This window comes from Streptomyces sp. NPDC060194, assembly GCF_042728285.1.
Taxonomy (GTDB): Bacteria; Actinomycetota; Actinomycetes; order Streptomycetales; family Streptomycetaceae; genus Streptomyces.
In genome coordinates, this window is sequence record NZ_JBHWZH010000040.1 from 15158 (window position 1) to 29029 (window position 13872).

Annotated in this window: 14 protein-coding genes; 8 read left to right on the top strand and 6 right to left on the bottom strand. The window is 74.8% G+C overall.

The genetic code is table 11. The features are described 5' to 3' along the window. The first annotated feature begins 19 nt into the window (after positions 1-19). Genes ACFWEG_RS11740 through ACFWEG_RS11755 form a run of 4 tightly spaced genes read left to right on the top strand, consistent with a single transcriptional unit; the run spans position 20 to position 3643 of the window. The gene (locus tag ACFWEG_RS11740; RefSeq protein ID WP_387212500.1) at positions 20-1015 is read left to right on the top strand and encodes an ABC transporter ATP-binding protein; all 996 of its coding nucleotides are present in this window, start codon (positions 20-22) and stop codon (positions 1013-1015) included. After that, positions 1012-1740, top strand: a complete 729-nt coding sequence (locus ACFWEG_RS11745; protein ID WP_387212503.1) for an ABC transporter permease — start codon at positions 1012-1014, stop codon at positions 1738-1740. Before ACFWEG_RS11740 ends, ACFWEG_RS11745 begins: the two co-directional genes overlap by 4 nt. A gap of 8 nt (positions 1741-1748) precedes the next feature. Then, a complete protein-coding gene (locus ACFWEG_RS11750) occupies positions 1749-3041 on the top strand; it encodes a sensor histidine kinase (RefSeq protein ID WP_387212506.1) in 1293 nt (430 codons plus the stop codon). Next, positions 3038-3643: a response regulator transcription factor gene (locus ACFWEG_RS11755; RefSeq protein ID WP_387212509.1), complete on the top strand. Its 606-nt coding sequence runs from the start codon at positions 3038-3040 to the stop codon at positions 3641-3643. Before ACFWEG_RS11750 ends, ACFWEG_RS11755 begins: the two co-directional genes overlap by 4 nt. A 15-nt stretch (positions 3644-3658) precedes the next feature. Here the strand turns inward: ACFWEG_RS11755 and ACFWEG_RS11760 are convergent, their stop codons facing one another. Next, on the bottom strand, positions 3659-5128 hold the full coding sequence (locus ACFWEG_RS11760; RefSeq protein ID WP_387212512.1) for an MFS transporter: 1470 nt from the start codon (positions 5126-5128) through the stop codon (positions 3659-3661). Between the two features lie 246 nt (positions 5129-5374). Here ACFWEG_RS11760 and ACFWEG_RS11765 point away from each other — a divergent pair, with 246 nt between their 5' ends. The 3 genes from ACFWEG_RS11765 to ACFWEG_RS11775 all read left to right on the top strand — a co-directional run bounded on the left by ACFWEG_RS11765 (position 5375) and on the right by ACFWEG_RS11775 (position 8176). Continuing rightward, a complete protein-coding gene (locus tag ACFWEG_RS11765; protein ID WP_387212578.1) occupies positions 5375-6016 on the top strand; it encodes a class I SAM-dependent methyltransferase in 642 nt (213 codons plus the stop codon). A gap of 88 nt (positions 6017-6104) precedes the next feature. Beyond that, positions 6105-7133 carry an N-acetylmuramoyl-L-alanine amidase gene (locus tag ACFWEG_RS11770; RefSeq protein ID WP_387212515.1) on the top strand — a complete coding sequence of 343 codons (1029 nt, stop codon included), beginning with the start codon at positions 6105-6107 and terminating at the stop codon, positions 7131-7133. A gap of 107 nt (positions 7134-7240) precedes the next feature. Then, a complete protein-coding gene (locus tag ACFWEG_RS11775; protein WP_387212517.1) occupies positions 7241-8176 on the top strand; it encodes a hypothetical protein in 936 nt (311 codons plus the stop codon). An 89-nt stretch (positions 8177-8265) separates the two neighbouring features. Here the strand turns inward: ACFWEG_RS11775 and ACFWEG_RS11780 are convergent, their stop codons facing one another. Continuing rightward, complete coding sequence (locus ACFWEG_RS11780) at positions 8266-9063, bottom strand: maleylpyruvate isomerase family mycothiol-dependent enzyme (RefSeq protein WP_387212519.1); 798 nt, start codon at positions 9061-9063, stop codon at positions 8266-8268. Positions 9064-9108: 45 nt separating this feature from the next. Then, positions 9109-9630 carry a hypothetical protein gene (locus ACFWEG_RS11785; protein ID WP_387212581.1) on the bottom strand — a complete coding sequence of 174 codons (522 nt, stop codon included), beginning with the start codon at positions 9628-9630 and terminating at the stop codon, positions 9109-9111. Positions 9631-9892: 262 nt separating this feature from the next. On the opposite strand from ACFWEG_RS11785, the gene ACFWEG_RS11790 reads away from it, so the two are divergent. Further along, entirely contained in the window at positions 9893-10183 is a 291-nt protein-coding gene (locus tag ACFWEG_RS11790; protein WP_387212522.1) for a hypothetical protein, read from the top strand. A gap of 48 nt (positions 10184-10231) precedes the next feature. On the opposite strand, the gene ACFWEG_RS11795 is transcribed toward ACFWEG_RS11790, so the two are convergent. From ACFWEG_RS11795 to ACFWEG_RS11805, 3 genes are read right to left on the bottom strand one after another with little or no spacing between them, the layout of a single operon-like run. Beyond that, positions 10232-11302 carry a prenyltransferase gene (locus ACFWEG_RS11795; RefSeq protein ID WP_387212524.1) on the bottom strand — a complete coding sequence of 357 codons (1071 nt, stop codon included), beginning with the start codon at positions 11300-11302 and terminating at the stop codon, positions 10232-10234. Further along, positions 11299-12087: a class I SAM-dependent methyltransferase gene (locus tag ACFWEG_RS11800; RefSeq protein WP_387212527.1), complete on the bottom strand. Its 789-nt coding sequence runs from the start codon at positions 12085-12087 to the stop codon at positions 11299-11301. Before ACFWEG_RS11800 ends, ACFWEG_RS11795 begins: the two co-directional genes overlap by 4 nt. Further along, on the bottom strand, positions 12087-13505 hold the full coding sequence (locus ACFWEG_RS11805) for a glycosyltransferase family 4 protein (protein WP_387212584.1): 1419 nt from the start codon (positions 13503-13505) through the stop codon (positions 12087-12089). Before ACFWEG_RS11805 ends, ACFWEG_RS11800 begins: the two co-directional genes overlap by 1 nt. Positions 13506-13872: the final 367 nt, after the last annotated feature.

Here is a 13872-nt window from a genome sequence, read left to right on the forward strand (position 1 = left end):
GCTCCGTAACGTCGTAGGCATGGAGAAGACGACAGCGACGGACACCCTCGCGGTGCGGTTCAGCGGGGTGGAGAAGAACTTCGGGGCCGTACGGGCCGTGGCCGGCGTCGAGCTGGCCCTCGGCCGCGGCGAGACGGTCGCCCTGCTGGGGCGGAACGGGGCGGGCAAGTCCACCACGATCTCGCTGCTGCTCGGGCTCGACGCCCCGGACCGCGGCGAGGTAAGGCTCTTCGGCCGCACCGCGGAGCAGGCCGTGCGGGCCGGGCTGGTCGGGGCGATGCTCCAGGAGGGCAGCCCGATACCGAAGGTGACGGTGCGTGAGCTGGTCGCGTTCGTCGGCAGCACGTACCCGGACCCGCTCCCGGTCGCCGAGGCGCTGGCGCTCGCCGGGTTGAGCGAGCAGGCGCACCGCCGGATCGACAAGCTCTCGGGCGGCCAGGTCCAGCGGGCCAGGTTCGCCGTCGCGCTGGCCGGCCGCCCCATGCTGCTCGTCCTGGACGAACCGACGGCCGCGCTGGACGTGGAGGCCCGGCGGGCGTTCTGGGCCTCGATGCGGGCGTACGCGGACCGCGGCAACACCGTCCTGTTCTCCACCCACTACCTGGAGGAGGCCGACGGCAACGCCGACCGGATCGTGGTCCTCGACCGCGGCCGGATCGTCGCCGACGGCAGCGGCGAGCAGCTCAGGCGGGCCGGGGGCGACACCCTCGTCTCCGTCGCCACCGCCCCCGGCGGGCTCGACAGGGACGCCTTCGGCGCGCTGCCGGGCGTCACCTCGGTCAAGCTGCGCGAGGGCCGGGCGCGGCTGCGGTCCGCCGACGCGGACGCCACCGTCCTGGCCCTGGCCGAGCGGGGGGCGATCCGCGGTCTGGAGGTCGTCCCGGCGACGCTGGAGGACGCGTTCCTGGCCCTGACCGCCGCTCCCGACCGCCCCGCCGTCGCCGCGCCCGCCCCCGTTGGCCCCGTCACCGTCCCGACCCCGCGCACCGCGACCGAGTGGGAGACCGTCCGATGACCGAGTACGTGAAGCTCGAGGTGCGCCGCACGCTGCGCGACCCCGGATACGTCGTCTTCGGGATCGGGATGCCGGTCCTGATGTACCTGCTGTTCACCAACCTCGGCGCCGCGGACGACGCGGACGGGGCCGCGTGGCGGACCAGCGCGATGGTCGGCATGGCCGCCTACGGGGCGCTCGGCGCCGCCACCTCCGTCGGCACGGGGGTGGCGGCGGACAAGGCGCTCGGCTGGCTGCGCCAGTTGCGGGTCACCCCGCTCACCCCGCGGGCCGTGGTGCTCGGCCGGGCGCTGAGCGGATCGGTGACCGTGCTGCCCGCGATCGGCGCGGTGCTCCTGGCCGGAGCGCTGGTCAACGGGGTGCGGCTGGCGGCGTGGCAGTGGGCCGCGCTGGTCGGGCTGCTGTGGGCGGGCGCGCTGCCCTTCACCCTGCTCGGCATCGGCAACGGCTACCGGCTCACCGCCCAGGCGGCCGGCATGGTCAACATGATGGCGCTGATGGTGCTCTCGGTCATCGGCGGGCTGTGGTTCCCGACCGAGGTCTTCCCCGGCTGGCTGCGTGCCCTCGCCGAGTTCACCCCGGCCAACCGGTTCGCCGACCTCGGCTGGTCCACCGTGCAGGGGCACGCCCCCGGGCTGCTCACCCTCACCGTGCTGACCGGCTGGCTGCTGCTCTTCGGGGCGTACGCCGCCACCTCTTACCGGCGGTCTGCGAGGACGGCATGATCGTCGCCATGGACCAGGAGAGCAGGGGCGGCTCGGGTGCGACCGCCGGCGGGCGGCGGACGTGGCGACAGCAACTGTGCCCGCCGGGGCTGCGCCACCTGGAGCTCCGGCCGCCGGGGCCGCCGACCGGGTACACGATGCTGCCGTGGCTCCTCTTCGGCCTCGGGGGGCTGGCGAACCTGGTCCAGGGGAAGACGCCCGACCCGTGGCTGGGCGCGGCGGGGCTGCTCACCTTCAACTCCCTCTACATCTTCGTGGTGTTCCACGCCTTCGAGGAGCGGTTGCGCCGCCGGGTGTCGGTGAAGCTGGCCCTGGTGGGGATGACGGCCGTGACCGTCGTACTCGCCGACGCCTACGGAGGCGCCTGGCGGCTGTTCTTCCCCCTGCTCGCCCTGACCTACGGGGTCGCGCTGCGCGGCCGGACGCTGGCCGCGGGGCTCGGCGCGATCTCCGGCGCGGCGGGCTTCCTGGCCGGCGGCGACGGCGGCCATGTCTGGGACTCGGCGGCGGTGGGCTACGGCACCTTCCTCTCCGGCATGGTGACCGCGACGATCCTGTCGCTGTCCCGGACCGTGAAGGAGCTACGTGCGACTCGCGAGGAGCTGGCGCACGCGGCGGTGGAGCGGGAACGGCTGCGCTTCTCGCGGGACCTGCACGACCTGCTCGGACACACCCTGTCGGTGATCGTGGTGAAGTCCGAGGCGGCCCGGCGGCTCGCGCCGCGGGACCTCGACGCGGCGCTCGGCCAGGTGGCCGACATCGAGTCGGTCGGCCGGCAGGCGCTCACGGAGATACGCGAGGCGGTGAGCGGTTACCGGGACGGGAGCCTCGCCGCGGAGCTGGACGGGGCGCGCGACGTCCTGGCCAGCGCCCGCATCGAGGCGGTCGTCCGGCGCACCGGGCCGCCGCTCTCCGCGCAGACGGAGGCGCTGCTCGGCTGGGTGGTGCGGGAGGCGGTCACCAACGTCGTACGGCACAGCGGGGCGAGCCGGTGCGAGATGTCCGTCGACAGCTCCGGGGAGCGGGTCCGGCTGGAGGTGCGGGACGACGGGCGCGGGGCGGCGGCGGAGCCCCGGCCGGGGGGCGGCGGCACCGGGTTGCGCGGCCTGGGCGAGCGGTTGGCGGCCGCCGGTGGGACGCTCGACGCGGGCCCGACCGGCCGGGAGGGCTTCCTGGTGAGCGCGGAACTGCCCCCGGGCACCGACACCGCCGAGCACGACCGCACACCCGCCGAGCACGGCGGCCACGACAGCCCGCCCGCCGGCCACGGCGGCGACCCCGAACTGGAGCACACCCGATGATCAGAGTCCTGCTGGCCGAGGACCAGGGCATGATGCGCGGCGCCCTCGCCCTGCTGCTCGGCCTGGAGCCGGACATGGAGGTGGTGTCGCAGGTCGGCAAGGGCGACGAGATCGTGTCCGCGGCGCTCACCGCCCGGCCGGACGTGGCGCTGCTCGACATCGAGCTGCCCGGTCGCAGCGGTCTGGACGCCGCCGCCGACCTGCGGAAGGAGATCCCGGACTGCCGGGTGCTGATCCTCACCACCTTCGGCCGGCCCGGCTACCTGCGGCGGGCGATGGAGGCGGGCGCGCGCGGGTTCCTGGTGAAGGACGGGCCGGTGGAGGAGCTGGCGGACGCGATCCGCCGGGTCCTGGCCGGCGAGACGGTCGTCGATCCGGCGCTCGCTGCGGCCGCGCTGGGGGCGGGGCCGAGCCCGCTCACCGAACGCGAGCGGGACGCCTTGAACGCGGCGGTCGACGGGGCCACGATCGCCGACATCGCGGGGAAACTGCACCTGTCGGAGTCGACCGTGCGGAACTACCTGTCCGCCGCGATCGGCAAGACGGGCACCCGCAACCGGATGGAGGCGGCCCGCGCGGCCCGGCGGCAGGGCTGGCTCTGACCGGCCGGGCCGGTTCTAGCCCCGCGGGGCCGCCCCCGGGCGGACCGCGCGCTCCCGGGGCAGCCAGATCCGCAGCATCAGCGCGCAGCCGGCCAGGACCCACGCGCCGACGGCGAAGGCGGCCGCGTAGCCGTCGGTGAGGGCCTCGGGGGTGGGTGACCCGCCGGTGGCGGCCGCGGCGACGGTGGAGAGGGTGGCGAGCCCGAGCGCGCCGCCCATGGTGCGGGAGGTGTTGACCAGGCCGGAGACGAGGCCCGCCTCACCGGGGCCGGCGCTCGCCGTGGCGAGGTGGGCGAGCGGGGTGGTGGCGAGCCCGGCGCCGGTGAGCATCAGGATGCCGGGGCCCAGGATGCCGCTGAGGTAGGGGCTGTCGGGGGTCATCGCCGACTGCCAGGCCATGCCGGCCGCAGCGGTCAGCGCCCCCAGGACCGCGGTGGTGCGGGCGCCGATCCGCTGCATCAGGACCGGGGCCAGCTTCGCCCCCAGGACGACGCTGAGCGAACTGGGGATCAGGGCGAGCCCCGCGCCCAGCGGGGTGTAGTCGAGGACGTTCTGCGCGTACACCGTCATGAAGAACCAGGTGCAGAACATCGCCGACCCGGCGACGAACATCCCGGCGTTGGCGGCGGAGACGGTCCGGGTGCGGAAGACGCGCAGGGGCATCAGCGGCTCGGCGGTGCGGGCCTCGACGAGGAGGAACGCGCCGAGCAGGGCGAGGCCGGCGAGGAGCGGGACGAGGGTCGCGGCCGCCGCCCAGCCCGCCGACTCGGTCTGCACGATGCCGAACGCGAGGACGGCCAGGCCGCCGGTGACCAGGAGCGCGCCGGCGAGGTCGAGCCGGTGGCGCGCCCCGGCCTTGTGCTCGGCCAGCCACAGCACCGCCGCGACCAGGACGACGGCACCGATCGGCACGTTGATCAGCAGCGTCCAGCGCCAGGACAGCGCGTCGGTGAGCACCCCGCCGATCAGCCCGCCGGCCGCGCCGCCGCCCGCCCCGACCGCGGCCCAGGTGCCGATCGCCCGGGTCCTGGCCGGGCCCGCCGGGACCGCCGAGGTGAGCAGGGTGAGGGTGGCCGGGGAGAGGACGGCCGCGCCGAGCCCTTGGAGGGCGCGGGCGGCGAGCAGCTGCCAGCCCTCCTGGGCCAGGCCGCCGGCCAGCGAGGCGGCGGTGAAGACGCCGAGGCCGAGCAGGAACATCCGCTTGGACCCGAAGATGTCCCCCGCCCGCCCGCCGAGCAGCATGAACCCGGCGAACGCGATGGAGTAGGCGTTGAGCACCCACTGCAGCCCGAACGCGCTGAGCCCGAGGTCGGTGCGCATCGAGGGCAGCGCGACGTTGACGACCGAGACGTCGAGGACGACCAGGAACTGCCCCGCGCACGCCACCAGGAGAACGGCCCAGGCGGGCGGGACGCGGTCCCGGCGGGAGGTGGTGGGATCGGTCAGCAGCGGGGTGGGGGTGGGTGCGTCGGCCATGACGGTCATGGTCGCAGGCGGTCAGTGGCCCGTACACCGGGACTTCGGTCCTGGGTCTGACGGTCCCAGGGCGGACGGTCCCAGGGCGGACGGCCCCGGGACTGACGGCCCCGGGTCGCGGGCCGGGCCGGCCGGGCGCACGGACCCGTTCGCCCGGGGTCCGTACCGGAGGGCCGCGCCCCGGATGGCACGATGGCCGCCGCGCGCACCCGCACCACCCCCGTCCACGTTCCCACCGCCCCGGAGGCCCCGCCCATGACCGCGCCCGCTCCCGACTCCCTCGCCGCCTTCGAGAAGGCCAAGGGCTTCATGCCGGTCCACGAGGGCCTGGCGTTCCACCGCGCCGCCGTCGAGGCCGCCGCGCTCGGACTGCCGCTGCTTGAGGTCGGGACGTACTGCGGGCGCTCCACGATCCTGCTCGCGGACGCCGCGCGCGGGGCCGGGGTGACGGCGCTGACCGTCGACCACCACCGGGGCAGCGAGGAGCAGCAGCCGGGCTGGGAGTACCACGACCCGTCGGTGGTGGACCCCGAGGTCGGTCTGATGGACACGCTGCCGACGTTCCGCCGCACCCTGCACGCGGCGGGCCTGGAGGAGCACGTGGTCGCGCTCGTCGGCCGGTCCCCGCAGGTCGCGCGGGTCTGGGGCGGGCCGCTCGGCCTCGTCTTCATCGACGGCGGCCACACCGACGAGCACGCCACGGCCGACTACGAGGGCTGGGTGCCGCATCTCGCGCAGGGCGGTCTGCTCGTCATCCACGACGTGTTCCCCGACCCGGCCGACGGCGGCCAGGCCCCGTACCGGATCTACCGGCGGGCGGTGGAGTCGGGCGCGTTCACCGAGCTGGTGCCGACCGACTCGCTGCGGGTGCTGCGCCGCACCGGTCCGGGGATCTGACCCGCGCGACCGCCGGAGCGCCACCCGGACGGGTGCCGCCTCCCCGGTTCCGGACCCGGAGCGGCGGACACGCACTAGCATCGCGGGGATGTCGTACGACGAACCGCCGCCGCCCACCCGACGCCGTCTGCGCGGCCCCGTCGCCGTGACGGCGGCCGCGCTGGTCCCGACCGCGCTGGCGGGCTGGCTCGTCTGGCAGACGCTGGACGGGGCGGGCGACGACAGCGCCCCGCAGAAGGTGCTGCCCCTGCCGAGCGCGGTGGGCACGACGACCGGCACGGCGGACGCGGACCGCGGACCCGACGCGGACCGCGGCCCCGACGCCAAGGGCGGCCCCCGCTCCCCCGCCCCGACGGGCGCCACCGCCGAGGGCCCCTCGCCGGCAGGCAGCACCCCCGCGCGCACCCCGGCCGCCAGCGCCCCCGGCCCGGTGACCGGCACCGGCCCCCTGGCCGGCAAGGTCGTCGTCATCGACCCCGGCCACAACACGAACAACCGGAACCACACCGCCGAGATCAACCGACTGGTCGACGTCGGCACCCACCGCAAGGAGTGCGACACCACCGGCACGTCGACCGTCGCCGGCTACGCGGAGGCCGAGTTCACCCTCGACCTCGCCCACCGGCTCCGCGACCGGCTGCGCGCGCAGGGCGCGACGGTGAGGCTGACGCACGACGGCGACCGCCCGTACGGCCCCTGCGTCGACGAGCGCGCCCGGATCGGCAACCGGGCCGGCGCGGACACGGTGCTCTCCCTGCACGCCGACGGCTCGGGCGCGGGCAACCGCGGCTTCCACGTGATCCTGCCCGCGCGGGTGGACGCCGGGGCGGCCGACACCCGCGCGATCACGGGCCCTTCGCGCGAGCTGGGCGAGCGGGTGGTGGGCAAATTCACGCAGTACACGGGGATGTCCCCGGCCAACTACCTCGGCGGCGGCACCGGGATCGACGTCCGGGGCGACCTCGGCGGCCTCAACCTCTCCACCGTGCCGAAGGTGTTCGTCGAGTGCGGCAACATGCGCGACGCCCGCGACGCCTCTCTGCTCACCGACCCGAAGTGGCGCGAGAAGGCGGCGCGAGGGCTCGCGGAAGGCGTCGCGTCGTACCTGCGGGGGTAGTGCGGACACCGAGGCCGGGGGTACTCCGGGGCAGCGGGCGAGGCACACACATGCGCGATAGTGTCAGGCGACGTGCACACGACGAGACGACTGACGAAGGACCTGAAGTGAATATCCGCTCCCTCACACGAGGCGACGGCGTGGTCATCGGAGCAGCGGTGTTGCTCTTCATCGCCTCCTTCCTCGACACATACAACTGCGACGGCGACCTCTGCGGGGGATTTACGAACCCGAACGCCTGGCAGGACGTCGCGCTTCTGATGGGTCTCTACATCATTGGCATCCTCGGCGCCGCGCTCATCGTCGTCTCCCGTGCGCTGAAGCCGCAGAACGGGCAGCCACGCCGCGTTGGTGGCCTCGAACTCGGCCAGCTCGGCATCACCCTGACGCTGTTCTCGGCCTGGATCGCCTTCTGGACGATCATTGATCCGCTGGGAGGAAGTGACGACGCCGCCGCCGCGGTGCTCGGAGCGGGCGGCGGCCTCATCCTCGGTCTAATCGCCGCTCTGATTCTGGCCGCCGCAGCGCTCGCTAGCTCGCTGGTCCCCGCGCTCAAGGCCCCGCTCCTCCCGGCCTCCCGTCCGCAGGGCCCGCAGAGCGGCCCGCTCGGCACGCCGTACGGAGGCCAGCCCGGCCAGCAGCACGGGTACGGCTACCCCGGGCAGCAGGGCCAACAGGGCCAACAGCAGGGCCCGTACGGCGGTCAGCCGCAGGGGACGCAGGGCTACGGCTACCCGGGCCAGCAGGGCCAGCCCGGCGCGCACGGCCCCGAGCAGCACGGGCAGCAGGGGCACCAGCAAGCCCCCGCCCAGGCCCCGGCGGAGCAGCACGCCGCCCCGGCCGCCGACTTCTCGCCGTTCTGGTTCGCCGTCCCGGTCGCCCGCCCGCTCTACGGCGAGGACGGCGCCCCGACGCCGATCGCCGAACTCGCCCCCGGCACCTGGTACCTGGCGGTGGAGCAGCGCGGTCCGGCCCTGATCGCGCAGACGCAGGACGGCCGCCGCGGCGTCCTGCAGGACACCACCGGCATCCAGCGCGGCTGACCGCTCGTCCGGCCGCACGCACCTCGGCCCCGTTCCCGCCCGACGGCGTGGGAACGGGGCCGATGCCGTACGCGCGGGACCCGGCGGGCTCAGGAGAACTTGGCCCGCTCCAGCCAGAAGTCGAGCAGCTCGCGGTCGCCGAGCACCTCCAGGGCGGGGTCGTCCGGGGAGAGCCGCCGGTTGAAGGCCAGCATCAGGTCCTTGACCGTCCCCCGCAGCGCCACCGTCGCCTTCTCGTGGCCGCGCCGCCAGCCGAATCCGTCCTCGTCGAACTCGATCAGCCACTCGGCGTCGGGGGCGTCGGTCGCGTGCAGGTGCAACGACCGTCCCTCGCCCCGGAGTTCGACCGCCTCGGGGTCGCCCTCGGCGGCGGCGTACTCGACGATGCGCAGCCACTCGTCGACGGTGTCGGCGGCGACGTCCGCCTCGACCTCGTAGGTGACGCCTGCGGCGAGGGCCGCGTCGGCGCGGTGGACGACCGTCTCGTGGGTCATCCGGCGGGCCCAGAAGGCGGGGCTGCGGTCCCAGGCCCAGCTCCACACCTCGGTGTCGGGGCCCGCGTCGCGCAGGGCGGTGACCAGGAGCTGCGCGCCCTCCTCCAGCCAGGTGTCGAGCCCGGCGCGGTCGGCGTCGCCGGGCCCGGGCACCCCCGGGACCCGGTCCTCGTCGACCTCGTCCGAGGCCCGGGTGCGGACGATGTGCTCGACCCAGCGGTGGGCGGCGCCGACGTGGCGGGCGAGCTGCCCGAGCGTCCAGTCGGGGCAGCTGGGCACGGTGGCGGAGAGGTCGGCGTCGACGAGGTGGGCGCGGAGCTGGTCGGTCTGCTTGACGATCTCGGCGAGGTGGCGGTCGAAGCCGAGGCCGGGCGGTGCGGTGTTCTGACTCATGGGGTCGGACCCTACTGACCGGCGACCGCCTCTGACCAGGGAGGATCAACTCGCGGTCAGCTGGGACGTGGAGGGGACCCTGTCCTCGACCTTCGCCCCGGCCTCGCCCGCCGCGCTCTTCACCTTGTCGATGACACCGCCGAAGGTGGCGGAGATGTCGCCGGCGCCCTCGCCCTTGCGGAGTTTGGCGGGGAGGTCCTTGAGGGAGTCGACGCCGCTCTGCAGCGGGGCGAGCGCCTTGGAGAGGGTGGGGTCGCCCTCGGCGTTCTTGAGCGCAGCCTGCAGCCGGTTGTAGGTGAAGGCCCCGGCCAGGCCCGCCTTCACCAGGGCGAACCGCCGGCCGTCGGCACCCTCCTTGAACTTGCCGTCGCGGTACGGCTTCACGATCCACTGGTAGGCGGCCCCGGCGGCCAGTCCCGCGTTGGCGACGAACCGGGTCTTGGCGAGCTTCTGCCGCTCGGCCGTGGACGTCGCCGTCGCCGTCGCGGAGGGGTCGCGCGGCGAACTGCTGGTGGTGGGTTTCGTGTTGACCGCGTTGTCACTGTCCCCGCACCCGGTGGCCCCCATGAGCAGGCCTCCGCACAGGAGGAGGGCGACGGCGAGGCGGCCGGCGGTCGGGAGGCGCGACGAAGTGGGCACGGGGAAACCTCCGCTGACGGCTGGGAGCTCGACGCCTGGTCGGGGAGCCGGACCCGGTCAAGGCCGGAAGGGCGCGGCTCCCCGTGCCCGTCAGCCTCGCCCGGACCCCCCGGGCACGCCACCGGACGGCACCCGAACGGGTTTCGAACGGGGCGGGTTTCACGAACGCGCGAGCGGCAACACGGCGTCCATGGCGACAAGAACCCGAACCGGGAACCCGGCCGCGACACTCATAGTGATCATCGCGGACATCATGGCGCTCATCATCGGCGCATGGATTCTGATGTACCTGCTCGACGCGAACCGCGCCAACGACCTGGTCCAGTGGGTCCACGACGCCGCACGGTTCCTGGCGGGCTGGTCCCACGACCTGTTCACCTTCGACGAGGAGTGGGCACGGGTGGTGTGCGGCTACGGCCTCGCCGCCGTCGTGTACCTCCTCATCGGACACGCCATCGCGGGCGCGGCCCGCAGGCGCTGACCCGCCACCGGGGCCGGTCGCGGACCGGCCCCCACGGCGTACCGGGGATCAGCAGCAGCCGGGCTCCAGGCCCCGCGGCAGCCGGTCCCCGCCGAAGACCGCGGTGGTCGCCTCGTCCCCCCCGAGCGCGGCCACCGCGAGCAGCAGGGAGCCGGCGGTCCACGCGGTGAGTTCGCGCGGCCAGACCGCGTCGTCGTCGAAGACGTAGCCGGTCCAGTACAGGCCGGTCTCCGGATCGCGCAGGTGCTGGACGGACTGCAGGATCTCCAGCGCGCGGTCGGACTCGCCGGTCACCCACAGGGCGAGGGCCAGTTCGGCGCTCTCGCCGCCGGTGACCCACGGGTTGGGGTCGACGCAGCGGACGCCGAGGCCGGGCACGACGAACCGGTCCCAGTCGGCCTCCAGGCGGGCCTTGGCCTCGGGGCCGCTCACCGCGCCGCCGAGGACGGGGTAGTACCAGTCCATCGAGTAGCGGTTCTTGTCGAGGAACCGCTCGGGGTGCCGGCGCAGCGCGTGGCCGAGGGCTCCGGCCGCCAACTCCCAGTCGGGCTGCGGTTCGGCCCGCTCGTCGGCGATGGCGAGCGCGCAGCGCAGCGCCTGGTAGATCGACGAACTCCCGGTCAGCAGGGCGTCGTCGACCGCCGTCCCGTCCGCCTCCCGCTTCCAGCCGATCTGCCCGCCGGGCTGCTGGAGCGCGAGCACGTACTCGATCGCGGCGAGGACGGCCGGCCACGTCCGGTCGAGGAAGCCCTCGTCGCCGGTGGCCAGGTAGTGGTGCCAGACGCCGACGGCGATGTAGGCGACGAAGTTGGTCTCCGCGCCCCGGTCGGTGGGCCGCGTGGAGTCCCCGTCGTGGTAGGCCGCGTACCAGGAGCCGTCCGGGTTCTGGTGGCGGACCAGCCACTCGTAGGCCCGGGTCGCGGCCTCGTGCTCGCCGGCCGCGTCGAGCGCCATGGCGGCCTCGGTGTGGTCCCACGGGTCGAGGTGGTGGCCGCGGAACCAGGGGATGGCCCCGTCGGCGCGCTGGACGGCGAGGATGCCGGCCACCGTGTGCGCGGCCTGCGAGGCCGTCAGGACGCCGGGCAGGACGAGGTGTTCGGTGCGCTCGGGACTCGTCACGCGTCGGTCTTCGCGGAGGAGCCGGAGGAGTCGGCGGAGGCGTCGGTCTGCGCGGCCGCGTCGGCCTTCGGCAGGTGCGGCTTGGTCGCGTAGGCGACGAAGCTCTTGCCGACCACCGGGTTGAGCAGCCCCTCGGCGACCCGGGTCAGGGCGGGCTTCTTCATGATGTCCCAGACCAGCAGCTTGTGGTACGCCCGCACGGGCAGCGCGCGGTCGTTGTCGACGCCGAAGGCGCACTTGAGCCACCAGTACGGCGAGTGCAGCGCGTGCGCGTGGTGCGTGCCGTACGGTCGCAGGCCCGCCTCGCGGATCTTCGCCAGGAGCTCGTCGGCCTTGTAGATGCGGATGTGGCCGCCCTCGACCTCGTGGTAGGCGTCGGACAGCGACCAGCAGACCTTCTCCGGGCCGTAGCGCGGGACGGTGATCGCGATCCGGCCGCCGGGCTTGAGGACCCGGACCATCTCGGCGAGGACGCCCTTGTCGTCCGGGATGTGCTCCATGACCTCGGAGATGATCACGACGTCGAAGGAGGCGTCGGGGAAGGGCAGGTTGAGCGCGTCGCCCTCCATCGCGGTGGCGCTCGCGCCGGCCGGGGCCTCGCCGGCCTCCTTCATCGCGGCGAACCAGGTCGCCACCTCGCGGATCTCCTCGGCGTTCCGGTCGAGGGCGACCACCCGCGCGCCGCGCCGGTAGCACTCGAAGGCGTGCCGCCCGGCCCCGCAGCCCAGGTCGAGCACCCGGTCGCCGGGGGCGAGCGGGAAGCGGGTGAAGTCGACGGTCAGCATCAGCGATGGCTCCCCAGTGGAGTTCCCGTGGCGGGCGTGGTGACGGGTGGGACGTCGGGGCGGGCGGCGCGGGCGTCCGGTCCGGCGGCCGGTCGCGGGGCGGTGTCCCCGCCGGGTCGGCGCGCGGCGATCGCGGCCCGGTAGTGGGCGACGGTGCCGAGGGCGGCCTGCCGCCAGGTGAAGCGGGCGAGCACCCGCTCGCGGCCGGCCGCTCCGAGCCGGGCGCGCAGCCCGGGGTCGCCGAGCAGCCGGGTGAGGCAGCCGGCGAGCGCGTCGGCGTCGCCGGGCGGGACGGCGAGGCAGGTCTCGCCGTCGGGGCCCGCGACCTCGGGGATCGCACCGCCGGTGGTGGCGACCAGCGGGGTGCCGGTGGCCATCGCCTCGGCGGCGGGCAGCGAGAAGCCCTCGTAGAGGGAGGGGACGCAGGCGACCTGCGCGCCGCGCACGAGGTCGACGAGCTCCTCGTCGCTGACGCCCTTGACGAAGCGGACCGCGTCCTCCAGGCCGTGCTTGGCGACGGCGCGGGCGACGGGCCCCCGCTCGGGCCGCTTGCCGACGACGACGAGGTGCGCGTGCGGGACCTCGACGCGCAGCTTGGCGAGCGCATCCACGAGGTGGACCAGGCCCTTCAACGGCACGTCCGCGCTGGAGGTGGTGACGATCCGGCCGGGCACCTCGGGCACGGACGGGTCGGGCGACCACAGGTCGGTGTCGGCGCCGATGTGCACCACGGAGACCCGCTCGTCGCGCACCCCGAGGTCGTCGACGATCTCCTGCTTGGAGGAGCCGGAGACGGTGAGGACGGCCGGCAGCCGGCGGGCGACCCGCTTCTGCATGCGCGTGAAGCCGTACCAGCGGCGGACGGACAGGCGCCGGCGGCGGGTGGTCGCGGCGGCCAGGTCGAGCCGGCGGTCGACGGTGATCGGATGGTGGATCGTGGTGACCAGCGGGGCGCCGAGCGCGGACGGGCCGCCGAGCAGCCCGTAGCCGAGGGTCTGGTTGTCGTGGACGACGTCGAACTCGCCGCGGCGGGCGGCCAGGTGGCGCCGGGCGCGGAGCGAGAAGGTCAGCGGCTCGGGGAAGCCGCCGGTCCACATGGTGCCGACCTCGACGGCGTCGATCCAGTCGCGGTACTCGCCGGCCTTCGGGGTGCGGAAGGGGTCCGGGGAGCGGTAGAGGTCGAGGCTCGGCAGCTCGGTGAGGGTGATGCCGTGGCCCTCGTCGATGACGGGGTAGGGCTGGGCGCCGATGACCTCGACGTGGTGGCCGAGGCGGGCCAGCTCGCGGGAGAGGTGGCGGACGTAGACGCCCTGGCCGCCGCAGTACGGGTTGCCCTTGTAGGTGAGGAGCGCGATGCGCAGCGGGCCTCCGTCGGCGGCGCCGGCGGGGCCGGACGCGGTCCGGGGGTCCTCCGCCATGGGCTCTGCGCTCACTCCACGGCCCCCTTAAGGTCCCTGCCTCGTCTTCTGCCGCCGGAGCGTAACCGCTGGGTCGGCCGGTGCACCAATTCCGGTGCGCGCGGCGGGCGGACACCTCGCGGTGGTACGGCGGGCAGGTGGTAAGGCAGCCGCCCGGCCCTGCTGCGGCCCGGTGGTGATCTCCGGACGGGTCGAATCTACCGGCCGGTAGGTACGGGTCGAAGGGCGGGGCCGCGTGATTCACGCCACCCCCGCGCAGGCCCGTCCGCGGCCCTCCTGATCAGGCCCGGGGCAGGGCGGCCCGCTACAGTGGCGGGGTCGTCATCACGTTCGCTCGGGGAAAGCCGGTGGGAAGTCCGGCGCTGAC